The sequence below is a fragment of the Bradyrhizobium sp. Bra64 genome, from assembly GCF_024519875.1.
GTDB lineage: Bacteria > Pseudomonadota > Alphaproteobacteria > Rhizobiales > Xanthobacteraceae > Bradyrhizobium > Bradyrhizobium japonicum_G.
This window is the reverse complement of sequence record NZ_JALJRD010000018.1, coordinates 14,928-36,061: the sequence shown is the minus strand read 5'-3', so window position 1 is coordinate 36,061 and position 21,134 is coordinate 14,928. Positions and strand designations below refer to the sequence as shown.

Below are 21,134 nucleotides of genomic sequence, written 5' to 3'. Positions count from 1 at the left end.
CGTTTCGCGTAATCCAAATTGTCACAAACCTTTCAATCGGTTCCGGTCCCCGGAACCGCGATTGTGTGCGCCCGCACCTACGCGTTCACGTTGACGGCATGACAAGCTCGGGCATAAGATCGCGAAGGTTGCATTCCACCGTCTCGTTTTTCCGAGCGGCCGATCGCATCGAGTGACGTGATTTGTGTGAAGCGTTCCGGCCGATCGTCCTGCAACCGGACGTCATTGAACTGAAATTGAACTGAAAAAGTAGCGAAGTAAGTTTCGTCGACGCGAACCGCGCCAGAATTCATTGCTGCTCACCATCCCCACGCCAGGCACGGCCTCGCGAACAAGCCAAGCGAATCAAGACTGTTGAGTCACGACTCTTAAGCCACGTCTGATCTCTCGGACCGATTAGTCGCGCCGCCGCGTGCTCGTGCGGTGACGCCTTCATGGCAACGCAGGCAGGGATTTTTCCATGACCAATCACACGCCGATTTTCACCTCGTCATCCGCGGCGGGCAGCTTCACCGAATTCGCCAATCTGGACGACTCGACCACGCTGCACTCGCTCTCCGGAACGATGAGCTTCAAGGACAGCGACAAGACCGACACCCATACGACGTCGTCGACGCTGCAGTCCGCGGTGCTGTCCAATGGGACGATCATTCCTGCGACCTCGCTTGCGCATTTCCAGACTGCGATGCAATCGCAGATCCTGAGCGATTCAAACGGCAACGGCCAGCTCAAATGGAGCTTCAGCGACCAGGACCAGGATTTCGACTTCCTCGCCAAGAACCAGACGCTGGTCCTGACCTACGACGTCAAGGTCTCCGACAACCATGGCGGCTTCGCGATCCAGACCGTCAAGATCACCATCACCGGCACCGACGACAAGCCGGTGATCAACATGACGGCGGCCGCGACCGTCACCGAGCAGACCAACCAGACGCTGTCGCTCTGGCCCGATACGGTTCACGTGGCGCTCACCTTCACCGACGACGATCTCACCAACACCGGGCACACCGCGACCGTGATCGGCGTGTCCGCTTCCGGCGCCACCGCGGGCCTCTTGCCCGGTTCGCTCGGCAACGCCGAGCTGATGGCGTTCTTCCACGTCGACAACGTCGTCAAGACGTCCGGTTCCTCGACCGGCACCATCAACACCACCTTCTCGGCGCCCGATCTCGCCTTCGACTATCTCGCGGCGGGCCAGCATCTCGACATCACCTACACGGTGCAGCTCGACGACCATGCCGGCGGGATCTCGACCCAGACGGTCGCGGTGACCGTGGTCGGCACCAACGACAAGCCGGTGTTCCTGTCGTGCCCGGAATCGGCCGCTCTCGTCGAGGATCAAAATGTCAGTCCGACCGGCGATCTCACCGCGCATGACAGCCTGGTCTTCGCCGACATCGACCTCGCCGACGCGCATACCGTCTCGACGACGGTTACGGCGACCCGCTCGGGCGGCGGTTCGATACCCCTGACCGATGCGCAGCTGCTGGCTGCGTTCGGCACCTCGCTTCAGGATTCGACCGGCCACGTGATCGGCGAGGTCGACTGGAATTTCGCATTTCCCAATTCCTCCGCCAATTTCCTCAACGGCGGCGAGACACTCAAGCTCGTCTATCACGTTGCGGTCGACGACGGTCAAGGCGGCTCCACCACCCAGGACGTCACCATCACGATCCTCGGCACCAACCATCCCGTCGTGATCACAAGCGATCCGGAATCCTCCACCGTGGCCGAGCAGGATGCAACCACGGGCTCGTCCGCGCCCGATACGACGCCGACGATTCCGGCCGGCACGCTCGCTTTCACCGACCAGGACACCAGCGACACGCACACCGTGACCGTCACGCTCGACTCGACCTCGGGGCCGACACCGCCGGCCGCGACGCAGGCACACCTTGCCGCCGCGCTGACGACCACGCTGCACGATTCCACGGGCACCGGCACCGGCAGCATCGATTGGAATTTCGCGATCGCCGACCAGGACCTCGATTATCTTGCGTTCAATGAGACGCTGACGGTGAACTACGACATCAAGGTCGCCGACGGCTCGACCAGCTCGACGCAGACCGTCTCCGTCGTCATCACCGGCGCCAACGATGGGCCCGTCATGACCAGCGGACCGGGATCGGCTTCGCTGTCCGAGCAGCCGGGCGTGACCGGATCGCAATCGCCGGACACCACGAGCCCGGTGCCGACGGGAACGCTGGGCTTCAACGACGTCGATCTGGCGGATACGCATTCGGTCAGCGTGGTGGTGGATTCGGCGGTGTGGTCGGCCAACAGTTTCGCCATCCCCGGCCAGACGCTGGTGGACCTCCAGTCGGCGCTCTCGACGGTGCTGAATGATTCCACCGGGACCGGAATCGGCGGCATCGACTGGACTTTCAGCATCGCCGACGCCGATCTCGACTTCCTCAGCGTCGGCGAGACGCTGACGGTGCAATATGACGTCAACGTCTGGGACGGCTTCACCAACGCGACCCAGATCGTCACCGTGACCATCGACGGTGCGGCCGATCCGCTGGTCTTGACGCCGGTAGCCGTTGCCATATCCGATACCGACGGCCCCGATGCCGGTGTGGCACTCGCAACCGGCGCCCTCTTCGACGTCAACCAGCCGGTCGACCTGAGCACGCCGCGGACCGTCACCGAGGTCAACGGCAGCGCCGCCAATGTCGGCCATTCGGTGGCCGGCGCGCACGGAACGCTGGTACTCAACGCCGACGGCTCCTACGGCTATGTGGCGGATTCGTCGGTCGACGCGCTGCACGCCGGCGACGACGTCACCGATCAGTTCACCTTCACGGTCGATGACGGCCAGGGCAATCTGGCCTCGACCACCCTGACTTTCGACATCGCGGGAGCCAACGACAAGCCGCTGGTCACATCGGCCAATCTCAGCGGATCGGTCACCGAAGACGCAGGTCCGCCGGTGATCCTGAACGGCGATTTCGAGACCGGCAATCTTGCCGATTGGACGGTGAGCGGCAGCCACATCCACGTGGCGCAGCTGGAGTTCGGCGGCAGCTTCGGCCACTATTCGGCCGAGCTCCTGCCGACGAGCGGCGGCCCGGAGACGCTGTCGCAGAATGTCGCGACCACGCCCGGCCAGCACTATTTCGTCAGCTTCGATCTCGTTGGCGATGCCGAGGGCGTCAACACGCCGTTCTCGATGTCGTGGGACGGCGCGACGATCCTGTCGCTCAGTCAGGTGCCGGCCGGCGTCAACCACTATTCCTTCGATCTCATCGGCGACGCCGCCCTGTCCTCGACGGAGCTGCTGTTTTCCTACGAGGACGATTCCTCCGGCATGATCCTCGATTCCGTCAACGTCAATCCGGCGACGGGACCGGCAACCGAATCCACGGCGGGCTCGCTGTCGTTCTCCGACGCCGAGACGGGGGATACGCACAGCGCGAGCTTCCTGCCGAACGGCAGCGGTTACGTCGGCACGTTCTCGCTCGATCCGGTCAGCGAGGCGGGCGGCACCGGATCCGTGGCCTGGCACTTCACGGTCGACAATTCCGACATCCAGTTCCTGGCGCAGGGGCAGACGCTGACGCAGGATTATTTCGTGACCATTGCCGACGACAATGGCGGGTCGACGACGCAGGACGTCACCGTCACCATCAACGGCACCAACGATGCGCCGACTGCGGTCAGCGAAACGGTGATCACCGATGTCGGAACGAATGCAACGGTGCAGATCCCGAACTGGGCGCTCGCCCTGAACGACACCGACCCCGACACCATCGACCATCTTTCGCTCGGCAGCATCACGACGAGCTCGGGCGGCAGTGCCTTCAAGTTCGGGGATGCCTTCTTCGGCGATGACGCAACGCTCGGCGGCTCGTTCAGCTACACGGCCTCCGACGGGATGACGACCTCGTCCAACACCGCGACCGCCACAATCATGAACAACGCGGCCGGCGCGACCGCGCTGACCGGCACCGGCGGTGACGACATCCTGATCGCCAGCAACGGGACCGAGACGATGAGCGGAGGCGGCGGCAACGACGTGCTGATCGCCACGGCCAGCGGCAATGTCATGACCGGCGGCGGCGGCAACGACACCTTCGCCTTCCTCCAGCCGTCCGGACCGAGCGCGGTCAGCGACTTCAACAACACCACCGAGCAGGACCGTATCGCCGTCTCTGCGAGCGGCTTCGGTGGCGGGTTGACGGCGGGGACGAACGTGACGTTCGAGACCTCCGGTGACGACGTGCTCTCGGGCTTCTCCCAGTTCCATTTCGACACGGCAAACCAGACGCTCTACTACAGCGCCGACGGGACGCAGGGAGCGGCGGTTGCCCTGCTCAGCGTCCAGGCCGGCGTGATGCTCAACCAGCACGACATACTGGTCGTGTAGGCCGCGGCGGGCGAGCTTCCCGAAGCCGAGGCGCGGGTCCCGAAAGGGGCCCGCGCCTTTTGCGTCATGCCCAATCTCATTCCAAAGTCATAAGAGGGATGACATCGGACAGCTTGAACTCGGCCGGATTCGCCAGCACAATGGCGGCGGAATTCACCTTTGAATTTCCAATCCGAACAATAACATAGGGAAGACGCGCTGTGGGACATGGAATGAAGGCCGCGGTCACGCTGGCGGCCGTGCTTTGCGGCGCGCCGGCCTTTGCCGGTTGGGAGCCGGCCAAACCCGTCGAGATCGTGGTTGCGGCGGGCGCCGGCGGCGCCTCCGACCAGATGGCGCGGATGATGCAGGCGGCCATCCAGAAGAACAATCTGATGAAGCAGCCGATCGTGGTCTCGCTCAAGGGCGGCGCATCGGGCGCGGAAGCGCTGATGTACATGAAGTCCAGCGAGGGCGATCCGAACAAGGTGCTGATCGCCTATTCGCTGATCTACATGCTGCCGCTGTCGGCCAAGATCCCGTTCAACTGGCGCGAGCTGACCCCGGTCTCGGTGATCGCGCTCGATCAGTTCGTGCTGTGGGACAACAGCGCGGGTCCGAAGTCGGTGAAGGAATTCGTCGCCGCCGCGAAGGCGGCGAGCGCGCCGTTCAAGATGGGCGGCACCGGCTCCAAGCGAGAGGATCATGTGCTGACCATTTTCCTCGAGCAGAAGACCGGCGCGAAATTCTCCTATCTGCCCTACAAGTCCGGCGGCGAGGCGGCGACCCAGCTCGTCGGCAACCACACCGAATCCAACGTCAACAACCCGTCCGAAAACCTCGAAGTCTGGCGCGCGGGCCAGGTGCGGCCGCTCTGCGTGTTCGACAAGGAGCGGATCTCCTACACCAGCAAGGTGACGGACACCCAGTCCTGGGCCGACATCCCGACCTGCAAGGAGGAGGGCATCGACGTCCAGTACCTGATGCTGCGGGCGATGTTCCTGCCCGGCAAGGTCACGCCGGAGCAGCAGGCATTCTATGTCGAGCTTTTCCACAAGGTGACGCAGACCGCGGAGTACAAGGACTACATGGAGAAGCAGGCGCTTAAGCCGATCTTCATCACCGGCAAGGACATGGTGCAATTCCTCGAGGAAGACGATGCAACCAACAAGGCGCTGATGACGGAAGCCGGGTTCGTCGCGAAGTAAGCGGTCTCTCTTCTCCCTCTCCCCGTTGTTGCGGGGAGAGGGCAGGGGTGAGGGGCTCTCTCCACGAGTCGAGCCTGTGGAGAGAGCCCCTCACCCGGCGCTTCGCGCCGACCTCTCCCCGCAAGAATGGGGAGAGGTAAATAATTCCCAGACTTGCACCAGAGTTCATGTCCCAAACCGATCTTGAAATCGTCGTCGACGATCCGACCGCGCCCGAGGACGATTCGCCATCCGTCGTCAGCTCCGGCACGATCGAGATCGTCGTCTGCCTTGTCTTGTTCGCGCTCGCCGCCACGCTCGGCTACGACAATTGGCGCACCGGCGCGTCCTGGGATTCGACCGGGCCCGAGCCCGGCTATTTCCCGTTCTACCTCTCCGTCATTCTCGGCGGCGGCAGTCTCTATGGCCTGGTCGTGGCGCTCGCCGCGCATCGCAAGGAAGCTGAGACCTTCGTCACGCGCGCGCAGGCCCGCCGCGTCATGGCGGTGTTCGTGCCGACGCTGCTGTTCTGCCTGGTGACGCAGTTCCTCGGCCTCTATGTCGCGAGCTTCCTCCTGATCGCGGGCTTCATGCGCCTGGTCGGCAAGATCGCGCTGTGGAAGTCGCTGCTCACCGCCTTCCTGTTCACGGCGATCATGTTCGTCACCTTCGACGTCGCCTTCGACGTCATCATGCCGAAAGGGCCGCTCGAAGCGGCCTTCGGCCGTTAGGCGGACCCGCGATGGAAGCTTTCGGTCTCCTGCTTCACGGCTTCGCCGTCCTGCTGACGTGGAAGACGCTGCTGCTGATGATGGTCGGGCTGGTGCTCGGCATCTTCGTCGGCGTGCTGCCCGGTCTCGGCGGCCCCAATGGCGTCGCGATCCTGCTGCCGCTCACCTTCACGATGGATCCGACCTCGGCGATCGTGATGCTGTCCTGCATCTACTGGGGGGCGCTGTTCGGCGGCGCGATCACCTCGATCCTGTTCAACATTCCGGGCGAGGCCTGGTCGGTCGCGACCACGTTCGACGGCTATCCGATGGCGCAGCAGGGCAGGGCGGCGGAGGCGCTGACCGCGGCGTTCACGTCGTCCTTCATCGGCTCGCTGGTCGCGGTGCTCCTGATCACCTTCCTCGCGCCGATGATCTCGTCCTTTGCGCTGAAGTTCGGCCCGCCGGAGTTCTTCGCGGTTTATCTGTTGACCTTCTGCTCCTTCGTCGGCCTCGGGCGCGAGGCCAAGCACAAGACGGTCATCTCGATGTCGCTGGGGCTCCTGCTCGCAGGCATCGGCATGGACACCGTGTCGGGCAATCTGCGCATGACCTTCGGCTCGGCCGAGCTGCTCCGCGGCATCAACTTCCTCGTCGCCGTCATCGGCCTGTTCGGCATCAGCGAGATCCTGCTGACGATGGAGGAGCGCCTGGCGCTGCGCGGACATGCCGCCAGCATCTCGCTGCGCGTCGTGCTGAGCGTGTGGAAGGACCTGCCGAAATACTGGGTGACGCTGCTGCGTTCCTCCTTCATCGGCTGCTGGCTCGGCATCACCCCGGGCGGCGCGATCGCGGCGTCCTTCATGGGCTATAACCTCGCCAAGCGCTTCTCGAAGGATCCCGAGAGCTTCGGCAAGGGCCGCATCGAGGGCGTGTTCGCGCCCGAGACCGCGGCGCATGCCTCCGGCACCGCGGCGCTGCTGCCGATGCTGGCGCTCGGCATTCCCGGCTCCGGCACCGCAGCGATCCTGCTCGGCGGCCTGATGGTGTGGGGCCTCAATCCCGGCCCGCTGCTGTTCGTCGAGCACAAGGACTTCGTCTGGGGCCTGATCGCCTCGATGTATCTCGGCAACGTCGTCGGCCTCGTGCTGGTGCTGACGACGGTGCCGATCTTCGCCTCGATCCTGCGCGTGCCGTTCGCCGCGGTGGCGCCGATGATCGTGGTCTCCTGCGCGATCGGCGCCTATGCGATCCAGAACGCGATGTTCGACATCTGGTTGATGCTCGGCTTCGGCGTCGTCGGCTACGTCTTCAAGAAGATCGGCATTCCGCTTGCGCCGTTCACCCTGGCGCTCGTGCTCGGCAACCGGGCCGAGGATGCCTTCCGCCTGTCGATGATCGGCTCCGGCGGCAACCTGAAGGTGTTCTGGTCGAACGGCCTGGTCGGCTCGATCACGACCCTGGCGATTGTGCTGCTGTTCTGGCCTGTGATCGACGCTTTGCTGTCCCGCGTCGGATTGTCGCAGGGGCCCAGGCCGGCGCCGCGGTAGGCGGAAATCCTCTCTGGAGTCAGACCTATAGGCGCCATGTCGTCCTGGTCCTAGGTATGACACACCCAGATTGTTTCCGGTTGTTGCTGCCCCGGCACAGCCCTTGGGCGCCCCCCAGCTTATGTTTTCATCACGAATTTGTGCGGAAAGGGAATTTTCATGAAGCGGATCGTGATTGGACTGGCAGCGGCGATGTCGCTGTTCGCGACGGGTGCAATGGCTGCTGACCTGGCGGCAAGGCCCTATGTGAAGGCTCCGGTCATGGTCGATCCGGTCTGGAGCTGGACCGGGTTCTACGTCGGCGGCAATGGCGGCTATAGCTGGGGCCGTTCAAGCACCGACGTCTCCTATTTCAGCCCGGTAACCGGCCTTCCGATCGCGCCTCCCGCCGGCTCGATCACCAATGCCTCGTTCGACATGAACGGCGGCATCGCGGGCGGCCAGGCCGGCTACAACTGGCAGAGTTCGAACTGGGTGTTCGGCATCGAGGGTGACCTGCAGTGGTCGGGTGAGAAGGGCCGCGCCGGCTACTCCTGCGTCGGCACCGTCGCGCCCGCCGGCGGCGTCTGTCTTCCCGGCCTGACCTTCCTTCCCGCCGGCGGTCTGGCCGGTACGACCCTGACCGTCGATCAGAGCCTCCAGTGGTTCGGTACGCTCCGCGGCCGCGTCGGCATCCTGGCAACCCCGAAGGTGCTGTTCTACGGCACCGGCGGTCTGGCCTTCGGCGAGATCAAGACCACGGGCACGATGACCGGGTTCAACGCCGCCGGCGTGCCGATCGGCTCTGTCGGCTCGAGCTCCACCACGCGCGCCGGCTGGACCGCCGGCGTGGGTATCGAAGGCAAGATCACCCAGAACTGGAGCGCCAAGCTCGAGTACCTCTACATGGATCTTGGCCGCTTCTCCTCCGGCCCGTTCACCTTGTCGCCCGCTTTGCCGATCAGCGCCAACGTGTCCTCGCACTTCACCGACCACATCCTGCGCGCCGGTATCAACTATCAGTTCGCTGGTCCGGTGGTCGCCAGGTACTAAGATCAACAAAGGCGTCTACAAGAAGCAAAGCCCGGCTCGCGCCGGGCTTTGTCGTTTCTGTCCTGATTTCCGGAAATGGCGCAGGGCCGACGATCGGACGACGCGACCGATCTGTTGCGACCCTGCCACGCCCGCAGCTTCATTTGCGCTGATCGGAAGGCCGCAGCTGTCCGGATCGAGCGCCTTGCGGTGGCATCGCGTCATTTCGCAAAATTCATCTCCGCACCAAAACCCGCTGAAACAATGGTGATTTCGCGATCACGCGAATTGCCCGCGCCTGCTTCGCGCAGGCGATCGCGGACCTGCATCCTGCAAACGACTGACCTTCGTTCGCACGACGCGGAGCGATGCGCTCTTCCCTAGTGTCGCCGCACTGAATCGCCGGCGCATCTTGCGCGCAGGCGAACAGGCAACGCCGTTTGTCGAGGGAAGAATTGATGACACGAACTTTGCTGCTTGCGGCCGCGGTCGGAATGCTGCTCGCGCCGCCCGCCCTTGCCGCCGATCTCGCGGTGCCGCACATCCATACCAAGGCGCCGCCGGTGGCCGTCGATCCCGGCTACAATTGGAGCGGCTTCTATGCCGGCCTCAATGTCGGCTATGGCTGGGGCCGCTCGGCCACCAATGCGGACTTCATCGACAGCAGGGGCGGCACGCTGCTGAGCTCCGGCGCCGGCAAGTTCGATCTCAACGGCGTCATTGGCGGCGGACAGATCGGCTATAATTGGCAGCGCGAGATGTTCGTGGTCGGCCTCGAGGCCGATTTCCAGGGTGGCGGCCAGAAGGGCAGTCTCGATGCGCTGTGCGCGGGCGCACCGGCCGGTTTGCAGGACGGCGTCTGCACGCCGGGCCATCGCGGTGACAACACGTTCGATCCCGCGCTGCCTGTTGCGTTCAATCTCGCCCAGAAGCTGGACTGGTTCGGCACCGTCCGAGGCCGGCTTGGCGTCGCGGTGGCGCCGCGCGTGCTGTTCTACGGCACCGGCGGTCTTGCCTATGGCCGCGTCTCCACCTCCGGCAGCGTGAGCGCGATCAATGTCGGCGGCTTCCCGGGCGCAGACGGCGGAACATTCACGCCGGTTTCGGCGAGCTTCAGCAACAGCACGACCAGACTCGGCTGGAGCGCGGGTGCCGGTATCGAAGGCGCCTTCGCCGACAATTGGAGCGCCAGGCTCGAATATCTCCATGTCGATCTCGGAACCGTCTCGGGCTCGTTTGCGACCCCCGTGATCGCGCTCAGCGGCGCGCCTCTGGTGGTCGGTTATCGCTCGCATGTCACCGACAACATCCTGCGCTTCGGCGTGAACTACCGCTTCAGCGGCACGTGAGAGCGGGCGCCGCTCCGCACATCAAAAAGCCCGGCGCAAGCGCCGGGCTCTTTCGTTGGCGGCCTCGAGCGAGCGCTCACACCACTTTGGCGTCCCGGAGCCTGGCAATCTCCTCGGTGCCAAAGCCGAACTCCTTCAGCACCTCGTCGGTCTGCTCGCCGAATTCCGGCGGCCGCGCCACCATCCTGCTCGGCGTGCGCGACAGGGTCACGGGCTGGCCGACCAGGCGAATGTGGCGACCCTCGTCGTTTGGCACGTCCTGCGCGATGCCGAGATGCTTGACCTGCGCGTCCTCGAACATCTGGTCGATGGCATAGATCGGTCCGCAGGGCACGCCGGCCTCGTTGAGCTCGCGGACCCAGGTGTCGGTCGATTTCGTCACGGTGCGCTTTTCGATCTCGGCGTTGAGCGCGTCGCGATTCTTGGAACGGGCAGGGGCCGTCGCGTAGTCGGGATGGCTGTAAAGCTCGGGCGCGCCGATCGCCTGCGCGCAACGTTCCCAGATCCGCCCGCCCGTGGTGGCGATATTGATGTAGCCGTCCGAGGTCCTGAACACGCCGGTCGGGATGCTGGTCGGGTGGTTGTTGCCGGCCTGCTTGGCGACCTCCTTCTCCATCAGCCAGCGCGCGGCCTGGAAGTCGAGCATGAAGATCTGGGCCTGGAGCAGCGAAGTCTGCACCCACTGGCCCTTGCCCGAGACCTCGCGCTCCAGCAGCGCGGTGAGGATGCCCATGGCGCAAAACAGGCCGGCGGTGAGGTCGGCGACGGGAATGCCGACCCGCATCGGACCTTCGCCCGGCGCGCCGGTGATCGACATCAGCCCGCCCATGCCCTGCGCGATCTGATCAAAGCCCGGCCGCTTGTGATAGGGGCCGTCCTGGCCGAAGCCGGAGATGCTGCCATAGACGATGCCGGGGTTGATCTCGCGCAGGCTCTCATAGTCGATGCCGAGCTTCTTCTTCACGTCGGGCCGGAAATTCTCGACCACGACGTCGGCCTTGGCGGCGAGGCGCTTGAACACGGCAAGCCCGCGCTCGTCCTTCAGGTTCAGCGTCATCGCCCGCTTGTTGCGGTGCAGATTCTGGAAGTCGGAACCGCGCCGCGGCCCGCCCGGCTGCTCGCCGCCGGCATCCTCGGTCAGCGCATCGATCTTGATCACGCTGGCGCCCCAGTCCGCGAGCTGCCGCACGCAGGTGGGCCCGGAGCGGACGCGGGTCAAATCGAGCACGGTGAAGCGGGACAGGGCATCCGAGGCATGCGGGAAGGGCATCTTGAAAGGCTCCGGGACAGATTGCGGGCCTACCATAGTGCCGAAAGACCACGCGGCAAGGCATCCTGCGGCAGGTCTGGGCCGACGCGGATGCTGCCTGTCGAATGCAAGGCCTGACCGGGCTGCCGCGATGCGTGGCGGATCAGCGCGACATTCGCTTCAGTTCGGCCCGTGCCTGCTCGGCCAGGGGGGAGTCGCCGTGACGTGCGATGAAGAGTTCGAACGCCTCCCGCGTTCCCTGCCGGCGGGCGGCTTCGTACTCCTCGGCGACGGCTGCGGAAGGATCGCGGGCCCTCGGCATGGAGGCTGCGGGCCCCTGCTTGCCGCGCTCGTCCGCATTGGCTTTCCCCACCATGGCAGGCAGTCCTCCAGAGGATGAATGATCCGGCCCGGCGAGCGCCATCAGGGCGCCCAGCAGACCGGCGGCGAGCCGACATCGTTTCATGATTCTTTTGCAGACCTCGCAGGTTTGCCGCCACCGGCATCCTTGTTTCTTGTCCCGTATGACTACGGGATTTGATGGCTAACAGGACGTTTCGGAAGAACTCCGGACGGCCTCGCCCAATTTAAACCAAACGTTCAACTCTCTAGCTAGAATCATCTGTTTAACGCCCTGAATCGGACGGGGCTTGCTGCTTCGGAGTTCCCTTTGGCAACCGCGGTCACGACCACCAGGACCAACAATGCTGACATCGACGGCCTGCTGTCGGGCATCAAATGGTCGGGCACGATCACCTACAGCTTTCCCGACGCTTCCAGCGATTACGCCAATCCGTATACCGGAGGCAGCAGCGAGCCGACGACATCGGGCTTTGCCTCGGCGCCCACCCAGATGCAGGCGGCGATCAATTACGCGATCGGATTGATCCTCGGCTACACCAACGCCAGCATCCAGTACGCCGGGACGAACGGCGCCGACATCATGATCGCGCAGTCGCCGGCGGCCAACCCGACCTCCTACGCCTATTACCCCGGCAACTACGCCTCCGGCGGCGACATCTGGTTCGGAACCCAGTACAACTATTCGCTTGCCGCGCTCGGCAATTACTATTTCACGACCGCGCTGCACGAGCTTGGACACGCCCTCGGCCTCAAGCACAGCCAGGAAACGGGCGGCGTCGCCAACGTCGCCGTGCCGAGCGCGCACGACGACAGCGAATACACCGTCATGAGCTATCGCAGCTATGTCGGTGCTTCGACGACCAGCGGCTACACCAACGAAGCCTATGGATATCCGCAGACCTACATGGCCAACGATATCCTCGCGCTGCAGACGATGTACGGCGCGAACTACACGACCCAGGGCGGGACCACCGTTTATACCTGGAGCGCGACCACGGGGCAGGAGTTCATCAACGGCGTTGGCCAGCCGGCCGACAATGGCGGTGCCGGTGGCTCGGCCAATCGCATCTACGAGACGATCTGGGACGGCGGCGGCGTCGATACCTACGACCTGTCGAACTACACGACGAACCTGAGCATCAACCTCAATCCGGGTGCGTCGTCCGTGTTCTCGTCGGTTCAACTGGCCAATCTCGGCAATGGCCATTACGCCTCGGGCAACGTCTACAATGCCTATCTCTACAACAGCGACGCGCGTTCCTACATCGACAACGCCATCGGCGGTTCCGGCAACGACACCATCGTCGGCAACGCCATCTCCAACGCGCTGAACGGCGGCAACGGCAACGATACGCTGACCGGCGGCGGTGGCAACGACACGCTGACCGGCGGATCGGGCTCGGACAAGGCGGTGTATTCGGGCAATTACGCGAACTACAGCTTCGCCTACAATTCCGGCTCGCAGACCTTTACGGTCACCGACCAGCGTTCCGGCTCGCCTGATGGCACCGATACCGTCACCGGCATCGAGTCCTTCCAATTTGCAGACCAGACGATGTCGAGCGCGGCTCTGACGAGCCTGCTCAGCCCCGTCGTGGTCGAATCCTTCGGTGCGACCAGCCTGGTGGTGGAGAACAACAACTACCATCTCAATCCCGTTTCGGGTGGGGATGGTCCCGTACTGAAATACGGCGGTCCGGCGGTCACGGTCGGTCAGTTCGGCAGTTGGACATTCATCGGCGCAGAACAGACCGCCAGCGGCTTCGAAGTCGCGCTTCATCTGTCCGGTGCCGACCAGTACACCGTCTGGAACACGGATACGAACGGCAACGTCAACGCGAATGCCGTGGGAGGGATTGTCTCGGGCTCGAGCTTTGCCTTCGAATCCCTCGAGACGAGCTTCCATCAGGATCTCAATGGCGACGGCACGATTGGCGTCCCAGGCACCGTGATCGAATCCTTCGGCGCGACCAGCTTGGTGGTGACGAACAACAATTACTATCTGAATCCCGTTTCGGGTGGGACTGGTCCGGTATTGAAATACGGCGGCCCCGCGGTGACGGTCGGTCAGTTCGGCAGTTGGAGCTTCATTGGTGCAGAGCAGACCGCCGGCGGTTTCGAAGTCGCCCTTCATCTGCCCGGTGCCGACCAGTACACGGTCTGGAACACGGATACGAATGGCAACGTCAATGCCAATGCCGTGGGAGGGGTCGTGTCGGGCGCGAGTTCCGCACTGGAATCCCTCGAGACGAGCTTCCATCAGGATCTCAACGGCGACGGCACGATTGGAGTCCCTCCCAACGTAATCGAAGTCTTCGGCGCGACCAGCTTGGTGGTGGCGAACAACAACTACTATCTGAACCCCGCTTCGGGTGGGACTGGTCCCGTACTGAAATACGGCGGCCCGGCGGTGACGGTCGGTCAGTTCGGCAGTTGGACTTTCATTGGCGCAGAACAGACCGCCAGCGGCTTCGAAGTCGCGCTCCATCTGCCCGGTACCGACCAGTACACGGTCTGGAACACGGATACGAACGGCAACGTCAATGCCAATGCCGTGGGCGGGGTCGTATCGGGCGCGAGCGCCGCCCTCGAAGCTCTCGAGGCGAGTTTCCATCAGGATCTCAACGGCGATTCTTCAATGGGGGCTCCCTCGGCTGGTCTGGATTGGCATCTGATAGCGTGACTGCTTTCCCGGCAGCCAACGGAGTGCAATCCCGCCCCGGCCGTCATGACCGTTTCATGCTCGGCTGACGGCGCGACCCTCCTCGCGTCGAATCGGCGCAGACCTGGCGCGGCCATTTCCGTCACAACTTGGGTGTAACGTCGCGATCAGTGGGACATGGAGGATAATTTTCGTGATCCGCTGATCCTCATTGTCTTCAATGCCGCGCCTGCACTATGCTGACGACGGCGAGGGCAAGTTTAAGAGTAAAAAAAAGCGCGTCAAAATTGAACCTTGTCTGATCCAGTGCGACCACTAGAAAGCCTGCGGTGCATCACGCAACGGTTGCGTGACGAAATGCCGACAAAGTCCGTTTCCGCTTTTCCAAATAGCGTTGCGTATCGAGCCATTTAGACCACGAAAGCCTATTGCGGACGCCGAAAAGGGCGGGGGAAGTTTCAGCGAAATGTGAAAATGATGCCGTGCACGCGCCAAAGCGCGGGCTGCGGCAGCGAAGATTTGTGCATGGCAACAAGCTGATATCTCAGCTTCATCTCGGGAGGACGAAATGCGTCGAATTGCACTCTGGGCGCTGGTGGCGGGATTGTTCATACCAGTGATCGCATCGCAGCCGGCTCACGCGCAAGCCTCAAGAACCTGGGTGTCCGGCGTGGGCGACGACGCCAATCCGTGCAGCCGCACCGCGCCCTGCAAGACCTTTCCCGGCGCGATCTCGAAAACGGCGGCTGGCGGCGAGATCAATTGTCTCGACCCGGGTGGCTTCGGCGTCGTGACCATCACCAAGGCGATCTCGATCTATTGCGAAGGCACCATCGGCGGCATCCTGGCGGCCGGCACCAACGGCGTCATCATCAACGCTGCCGCGACCGACCACATCGTGCTGCGCGGCCTGGACATCGAGGGCTTCGGCACCGGACTGAAGGGCGTCACGGTCCTGCAGGCGGCTTCGGTGGTCATCGAGCATTGCTTCATCAGGGATTTCAACTCCGCGGGTAGCATTGGCGTCTCGTTCACCCCGAGCAACGCCGGAGCATTGTTGATGATCCGGGATAGTATCATCTCGCACAACGGCTCTGGCATCGACGGCACCGGCGTTCTGATCAATCCAAATGGCGGGAGTGCCAAGGTTCTCATCAACAATTCCTCCATCAACAAGAACTTCGTCGGCGTGAATGCCCAGGGATCGGTCAATCTGCAGGTCAACAACAGCAACATCTCCGAGAGCCTCAGTACCGGCGTTGCTCAGGGTGGTGTCGCGAATATCCGCATCGGTCGGTCCATGATCGTGAACAATGCGGGAATTGCGACGGCGGGCACCGTGCTGTCCTATGGCGACAATCAGATTAACGGCAACGGTCCGGACACCACACCAGGGTCGGCGGGCGGCTACAAGTAGTCCATCTCCCCCATTACCGTATGCACAAAGCCCCGGGCGATCTTCGCCCGGGGCTTTTGTCTTATGCGCGCAAAACGTGCACGGTTGGTCCGCCCTTGCCGCAAGCGCGTATAGCACGGCGCCGCGTCTTCCATTAAGTCTGGCCGTTCGTCTAACTCTCGCCACGTGCCCGGATTGCTGCTCCGGCAGGGATTGGGAATTCCAATACTCGTCGATAGGTACTGGCTTTTCGCCTCGAGCCCGGGATGGAATTCACAGAGCGAGACTAGACACCGAAGCAACATCGACACGGTCAGGAACGCTCGATTCCATGATTAGCCTGGACCCGGCGAAAAACGATACCTCCGTCACCTTGAATCTCTTGAGAGCAATCGCGGCGCAAGTGGTTTGTATCGGACATGCTTGGGGTGTTGGAGGGCTTGGGAAGACCTATGTCCCCGCTGATGGTGTCTTGTTGTTCTTTGTTCTGTCCGGCTTCCTGATTGCCTACACCCTCGATAGCAAGTCAGAGTCGCCTTCCTACGGTTTGGTTGACTTCGGCATTGAGCGGTTCGCGAGGATCTATACGGCTTACCTGCCGGCCATATTGGCTATTGGACTCGCGACGCTTGGTCTCCGATGGTCCGACATCGAAATTGTCGCGGATCCGGTCGATTTGAAAACCTACATAGGCAACTTGTTCATGCAGCAGAACGTGCCTTGCTGTCTGAGTGTAGGCACATTCGGGACGGCCGGGCAATTGACTTCGGTTGCACTTGAGTTTCACATCTACTTCTTCGTGGGTGCGATATACTTTCTGCTCTGCGGCAAGAACGTTCTATTGTGCAGCCTCGTTGCTGCGCCGTTTTCTTTCATGCCGCTCGCCTATTTCTCCAACATCCCGGGCACCGATCGCGCGCTGTTCGTGCTGTGGCTTATGGCCTTTGCCTCTTATTACGTCGTAAAAGGCGTGATCGGGTACCGGCCGAATGTCCTGTTCTGGTGTCTGGCATTCGTCGTCACCCTGGCGACCTGGCTGATCCAGCGCACGCCCGGCGATGATGCAAACCTGGGGCAATATCCCATACTGGTTTTGTCGTTCCTCAGCTTGATCCTGGTGTCGCAGCACGTCCGCATCATGCCGCATCGGCTGGCCACGCTGATCAACCTTGCTGCCGACTATTCCTACTCGCTCTTTCTAATCCATCTCACGACGTTGCGGTTGATCTTCAGTGTCTGGCCGAACGTCTCCATCTGGAGATCGCTATTCGCGGTCATCGTGGCGAACGCCCTTGCTTATGTTTTCGCGCTGCTTTTTGAGCGACACTATCATCGCGTGTCGGACTGGATAAAAGCCGCTCTCGGCCGGCCGTCGCGCGAGTGGCGCGGCGGGCCGCCGGCAAGAGCGGCTGCTGGAGACGGGCAATCGTGATCTGGATTCCGTCATCCGGCCGGAATAACCTGTGGCAGCTGCCATCGATGAGAAGCCGGTAATGAGTAGGACACGCCCAGATATGAATTGTCGTCGTCTGGTCCGCTCGCTGCGGCTTGCCGTTCTTGTCCTCGTGATCGCGGCACCCGTGCTCGCGGCGCCGGCCGGTGCCCACGCCCAGTCGTTGCGCCAGGGCGTCTCCGCCTTCCAGCGCCAGGACTATGTGAGGGCCTCGCGCATCTTCATTCCGCTCGCCGAGCGGGGCAATGCGGCGGCGCAGACCTATCTCGGCTTCCAGTTCGAGACCGGCCGCGGCGTGCCGCGGAACTACACGGAAGCTGCGATGTGGTACCGGCGGGCGGCCGAGCAGGGCGACAGCCGCGCGCAATATTCCCTCGGGCTGCTCTACGACCGCGGCCAGGGCGTGCCGCAGGACATCGTCGAGGCCTCGAAATGGCTCAATCTGTCGACGGCCGCCGCGCCGCCGCCGGCGCGGGAGGCGCGGGCCCGGATCCGCGATGCCGTCACGACCAAGATGACCCGGGGAGAGATCGCCCAGGCTCGTCTGCGGGCGCTGGAATGGGCGCCGAGCCGAGAGCACTGATCCGCCGGCCCTGACAAGCGCCACGCCATCGGCCGCGCTCGGCACGGGGGCGGGTGGCGCTATCGCCATGATGACATCATGCCGGTGTTTTGCCCGACGTGTCAAAGGGGATTCGTAAAATCCGCAAAGTGTCCGCGCCGGTCGTCAAGTCATTGACAAGGCTGCACCCCGCTACTGTGCATGGGGTTGTTTTCGGGGTTTTTTGTCTGCCGCCCTGAATGACGATTTGCCGGATCACCCTAACCCGGCCAGCCGCCGAGCCAGTTGGTGTACCAGACCTCGCCCAGCCAGCCGATCCAGATCGCCGGCGCCAGGAAGAGCCCGAACGGCAGGAAGGCCGTGGCGCGGAGCCGCTTTCTTCGCAGCGCGGCATTGGCGACATAGGCGCCGATCGCGACCAGCGCCGCAAGCTCGATCACTGCGGCCACCGTCGTGAGCTCGAGCCAGGCGCCGCAGACCGCGGCGAGCTTGACGTCGCCGAGCCCGAGCCCGTCGCGGCCGCGCCAGCGCCGGTAGAGCAGCATCAGGAGCAGGAGCGGGAGCGCGACCGAAACGGCGCGGACGACTGCCCAGAGCATCGCGTCGGCGCCCGTCTCCAGCGCGAATCCGCCCGCGCGGAGCAAAGCGAGCGCGAAGGCCGCGCCGGTCAGCTCGTTCGGAATGAGATAATGGCGGGCATCGTGCGCCGCAATCGCGAACATCAGCGCGGCGAGGAACGCGCCGTAGAGGCCTTCGGCGCCCGGCGCTGCGACGAGGCTTGCAAGCACACCCAGCAGCAGCGCGAGGCTGAGCGCGAGCGGAGAGCCCGTCCCGTCGTTCGCGACCGGGTCCGTCACGCCACTAGCGCGCCGCCGTGGGCGGGTTCACCGTGACGACCGGATTGCTGGTGCCGACCAGGCGGCTGTTCATCTTGCTGCGCATTTCCTCGGCGATCACATGCGCATCGACGCCGTCCTTGATGACGGTCGGGCGGATGAACAGGATCAGCTCGGTGCGGGCGCGTGTGTTGGTCTGATGCGAGAAGGCGTCGCCCACGCCCGGAATGGAATCCAGGATCGGCAGGCCCTGGCGCTGCCTGTTCTCGGTCTCGCTGATCAGGCCGGCGAGCAGCACGGTCTGACCGCTGGTCACCGCGATCGAGCTCTTGACCCGGCGCTGCGAGATCGTCGGCGTCAGCGAGTTGGCGCTGCCGGCGGCGACGCTCGAGATCTCCTGCTCGATGTCGAGCACGACGTTGCCGTTGGCGTTGGCGCGCGGCAGCACGCGCAGGATGATGCCGGTGTTCTTGTAGTCGATGGTGTTGACCACGGTGTTGTTGGCGGTCAGCACGGTCGCGGTGCCGGTCGAGAACGGAACCTGGTCGCCGACCTGCAGCGTCGCCGCCTGATTGTCCAGCACCACCAGCGACGGGTTCGAAAGCACCTTGACGTTGGTGATGCCGTGCAGCGCGTCGAGCACGACGCGCGGCGAGTTTTCCGCACCGATCAGGAAGTTGAAGCCGGGCAATGCGCGCCCGAGCAGGGCGCCGGCCGCGGCATTGACGGCGTTGCTCGCCGGCTCGGTGTTGCTGCCGACCGTGGCGCTGTTGCTGATGCCGGAGACCGTGTTGGAAATCGAGCCTTTCTGGCTCGCCAGGAAGAACTGCACGCCATAGTTCAACTGGTCGTTCAGCGTGACCTCGGCGATGGTCGCCTCGATCGCAATCTGGCGCTGCGGCCGGTCGATCTGCCGGATCGTCTGCTCGACGACGCGTTGCGATTCCGCGTTGGCATAGACCAGCACGGCGTTGTTGGTGACGTCGGCGGTGATCCGCACGTTCTGGAGCACCGCACCGGCCGGTTTCGCAGCCGTGCCGAGCAGCGAGCCGGAGCCGTTGTCCTGGCCGGGTGCGCCGGCCACGGCAGGGGTGGAACGCGCGGCCAGCGGCGAGCCGGGCGCACCGGTGACCGGGGTTGCCGCACCCGCAGCTGCGGTCGGAAGTGCGCTGAGCGAGGCTACCGGATTGGTCCCGGACGAGGACGTCGCGATGCCCGCGCCCGGCGAAATCTGGCTCGCGGAATTGTCGAGCGACGACGTGCTGGTCGCGCTCTGGCTGAACAGGATCTCGTTCAGCAGCGCCACCACCGCTTTGGAATTGCCGTAGCGCAGCGGATAGGATTTCAGGTTCACGCCGTCGGTGTCGGAGCGGTCGAGCCGCGCGATCCACACCTGCGCGCGCTTGAGATATTCCGGCTTCTGGCTGACGACCAGGATCGAGTTGAGGCGGCTGATCGACTGGAACTTGACCACGCTCTGGCTCAGGCCGCCTTCGCCCGAATCCATGATCTTTTCCATCTCTGTGATGAGCGGCTCCGGCGTGGAGTTGCGCACCGGGAAGATGCCGACCGATTGCCCGCGCATCCAGTCGGCGTCGAAGGAGAGGATGGTGTCGACCGCGGTCGCCCGGTCGGTGCCGCTGCCGCTGACGAGCAGCGTGTTGCGGGCACTGTCGGGACGCATGGTCGAGGCCTTCACGCCGAAGGCGTCGAGCAGCTTGAAGATGTTCTGGGCCGAGACATAGCGCAGCGGCACCACCGTGATGCCCTGGCCGGCGGCGGCGTTGGCGGAGCGATCGATGCCGCCGGGACCGGCTTCCGGCGCCGGCAGCAGGCGGTAGCCGGTGCGGTCGCGCACCAGCGCCACGCCGGACATGCGCAGCGCATTCTCCAGCACATAGACTGCGTCGGCCTTGGGGACGGGGCGCACCGAGGCGAGCGTGACGGTCCCCTGTACGCGCGGGTCGATCGTGTAGCCGACGTTGAGTACGTCACCAAGGATGACCTTTGCGACGGTGGCGACCGGCGCGTTCTCGAAATTGAGGTCGTAACCGCTGCCGCCGCTGTCGTCGCGCTCTGCGATCGCGCCGCCTTGCGGCGTTGCACCATCGCTGAGATAGATCGCAGGCCTTGACGATTTCGCCTGCGCAATGCCGCTTGCCCCCGCATCCGAAGGTTGTCGCGGCTGAAGGTCGAGGGAGCGGACCTTGTCGGCGATGTCCTGCGCGCGCGGATCCTTTGGATCCGCCTCGATCGACTGGTCCGCTGTGACGATGCAGGCCGTGAGCAGGAAGGCGGACGACAACAGAACGAGCGTTCCAGTCAACGCTGAGCGAAGACGCAAGAGCGGCTGGACCACCTCAAACAAAATACGCCTGCCAACGCTGGATGTGACTGGAGATGGCATCCGATCCCCCTTGGTTCGGACGCGCAATAATTTGCGCCACGATTATGTTTT

The 21,134-nt window shown here is 63.7% G+C and carries 14 protein-coding genes; 10 read left to right on the top strand and 4 right to left on the bottom strand.

From position 1 onward, the window contains the following. The first annotated feature begins 460 nt into the window (after positions 1-460). The 6 genes from NR187_RS31410 to NR187_RS31385 all read left to right on the top strand — a co-directional run bounded on the left by NR187_RS31410 (position 461) and on the right by NR187_RS31385 (position 10,155). Complete coding sequence (locus NR187_RS31410) at positions 461-4,369, top strand: VCBS domain-containing protein (protein ID WP_256808968.1); 3,909 nt, start codon at positions 461-463, stop codon at positions 4,367-4,369. A 212-nt stretch (positions 4,370-4,581) separates the two neighbouring features. Continuing rightward, on the top strand, positions 4,582-5,556 hold the full coding sequence (locus NR187_RS31405; protein WP_211384941.1) for a tripartite tricarboxylate transporter substrate binding protein: 975 nt from the start codon (positions 4,582-4,584) through the stop codon (positions 5,554-5,556). 167 nt (positions 5,557-5,723) lie between these two features. Continuing rightward, positions 5,724-6,266, top strand: a complete 543-nt coding sequence (locus NR187_RS31400) for a tripartite tricarboxylate transporter TctB family protein (protein WP_211384942.1) — start codon at positions 5,724-5,726, stop codon at positions 6,264-6,266. An 11-nt stretch (positions 6,267-6,277) separates the two neighbouring features. Beyond that, complete coding sequence (locus NR187_RS31395) at positions 6,278-7,795, top strand: tripartite tricarboxylate transporter permease (protein WP_211384943.1); 1,518 nt, start codon at positions 6,278-6,280, stop codon at positions 7,793-7,795. Positions 7,796-7,954: 159 nt separating this feature from the next. Continuing rightward, positions 7,955-8,827 carry an outer membrane protein gene (locus NR187_RS31390; RefSeq protein WP_211384944.1) on the top strand — a complete coding sequence of 291 codons (873 nt, stop codon included), beginning with the start codon at positions 7,955-7,957 and terminating at the stop codon, positions 8,825-8,827. Between the two features lie 437 nt (positions 8,828-9,264). After that, entirely contained in the window at positions 9,265-10,155 is an 891-nt protein-coding gene (locus NR187_RS31385; RefSeq protein ID WP_256808962.1) for an outer membrane protein, read from the top strand. A gap of 76 nt (positions 10,156-10,231) precedes the next feature. On the opposite strand, the gene NR187_RS31380 is transcribed toward NR187_RS31385, so the two are convergent. Further along, positions 10,232-11,425, bottom strand: a complete 1,194-nt coding sequence (locus tag NR187_RS31380; RefSeq protein WP_211384946.1) for a CaiB/BaiF CoA-transferase family protein — start codon at positions 11,423-11,425, stop codon at positions 10,232-10,234. 142 nt (positions 11,426-11,567) lie between these two features. Continuing rightward, complete coding sequence (locus tag NR187_RS31375; protein WP_256808961.1) at positions 11,568-11,870, bottom strand: hypothetical protein; 303 nt, start codon at positions 11,868-11,870, stop codon at positions 11,568-11,570. Positions 11,871-12,074: 204 nt separating this feature from the next. Between NR187_RS31375 and NR187_RS31370 the strand changes: the two genes are divergently transcribed. The 4 genes from NR187_RS31370 (at position 12,075) to NR187_RS31355 (ending at position 17,861) form a co-directional block, all read left to right on the top strand. Next, positions 12,075-14,450 (top strand): M10 family metallopeptidase C-terminal domain-containing protein, encoded by a 2,376-nt coding sequence (locus tag NR187_RS31370; protein ID WP_256808960.1) that lies wholly within the window; start codon positions 12,075-12,077, stop codon positions 14,448-14,450. 547 nt (positions 14,451-14,997) lie between these two features. Then, on the top strand, positions 14,998-15,846 hold the full coding sequence (locus NR187_RS31365) for a hypothetical protein (protein ID WP_211385373.1): 849 nt from the start codon (positions 14,998-15,000) through the stop codon (positions 15,844-15,846). A gap of 310 nt (positions 15,847-16,156) precedes the next feature. Next, on the top strand, positions 16,157-17,257 hold the full coding sequence (locus NR187_RS31360; RefSeq protein WP_211384948.1) for an acyltransferase: 1,101 nt from the start codon (positions 16,157-16,159) through the stop codon (positions 17,255-17,257). Between the two features lie 82 nt (positions 17,258-17,339). Beyond that, positions 17,340-17,861, top strand: a complete 522-nt coding sequence (locus tag NR187_RS31355; RefSeq protein WP_249129188.1) for a tetratricopeptide repeat protein — start codon at positions 17,340-17,342, stop codon at positions 17,859-17,861. A gap of 239 nt (positions 17,862-18,100) precedes the next feature. Here NR187_RS31355 and NR187_RS31350 read toward each other — a convergent pair whose 3' ends face one another. Then, on the bottom strand, positions 18,101-18,697 hold the full coding sequence (locus NR187_RS31350) for an A24 family peptidase (RefSeq protein ID WP_211384949.1): 597 nt from the start codon (positions 18,695-18,697) through the stop codon (positions 18,101-18,103). A 4-nt stretch (positions 18,698-18,701) separates the two neighbouring features. Continuing rightward, positions 18,702-21,083 carry a type II secretion system secretin GspD gene (gspD, locus tag NR187_RS31345; RefSeq protein ID WP_372703285.1) on the bottom strand — a complete coding sequence of 794 codons (2,382 nt, stop codon included), beginning with the start codon at positions 21,081-21,083 and terminating at the stop codon, positions 18,702-18,704. Positions 21,084-21,134: the final 51 nt, after the last annotated feature.

Excerpts from the sequence above, each read along its gene's own strand:
- NR187_RS31410 (WP_256808968.1), top strand. The coding sequence starts at position 461 with ATGACCAATCACACGCCGATTTTCACCTCGTCATCCGCGGCGGGCAGC.
- NR187_RS31405 (WP_211384941.1), top strand. The coding sequence starts at position 4,582 with ATGAAGGCCGCGGTCACGCTGGCGGCCGTGCTTTGCGGCGCGCCGGCC.
- NR187_RS31400 (WP_211384942.1), top strand. The coding sequence starts at position 5,724 with ATGTCCCAAACCGATCTTGAAATCGTCGTCGACGATCCGACCGCGCCC.
- NR187_RS31395 (WP_211384943.1), top strand. The coding sequence starts at position 6,278 with ATGGAAGCTTTCGGTCTCCTGCTTCACGGCTTCGCCGTCCTGCTGACG.
- NR187_RS31390 (WP_211384944.1), top strand. The coding sequence starts at position 7,955 with ATGAAGCGGATCGTGATTGGACTGGCAGCGGCGATGTCGCTGTTCGCG.
- NR187_RS31385 (WP_256808962.1), top strand. The coding sequence starts at position 9,265 with ATGACACGAACTTTGCTGCTTGCGGCCGCGGTCGGAATGCTGCTCGCG.
- NR187_RS31380 (WP_211384946.1), bottom strand. The coding sequence starts at position 11,425 with ATGCCCTTCCCGCATGCCTCGGATGCCCTGTCCCGCTTCACCGTGCTC.
- NR187_RS31375 (WP_256808961.1), bottom strand. The coding sequence starts at position 11,870 with ATGAAACGATGTCGGCTCGCCGCCGGTCTGCTGGGCGCCCTGATGGCG.
- NR187_RS31365 (WP_211385373.1), top strand. The coding sequence starts at position 14,998 with ATGCGTCGAATTGCACTCTGGGCGCTGGTGGCGGGATTGTTCATACCA.
- NR187_RS31360 (WP_211384948.1), top strand. The coding sequence starts at position 16,157 with ATGATTAGCCTGGACCCGGCGAAAAACGATACCTCCGTCACCTTGAAT.
- NR187_RS31355 (WP_249129188.1), top strand. The coding sequence starts at position 17,340 with ATGAATTGTCGTCGTCTGGTCCGCTCGCTGCGGCTTGCCGTTCTTGTC.
- gspD (WP_372703285.1), bottom strand. The coding sequence starts at position 21,083 with ATGCCATCTCCAGTCACATCCAGCGTTGGCAGGCGTATTTTGTTTGAG.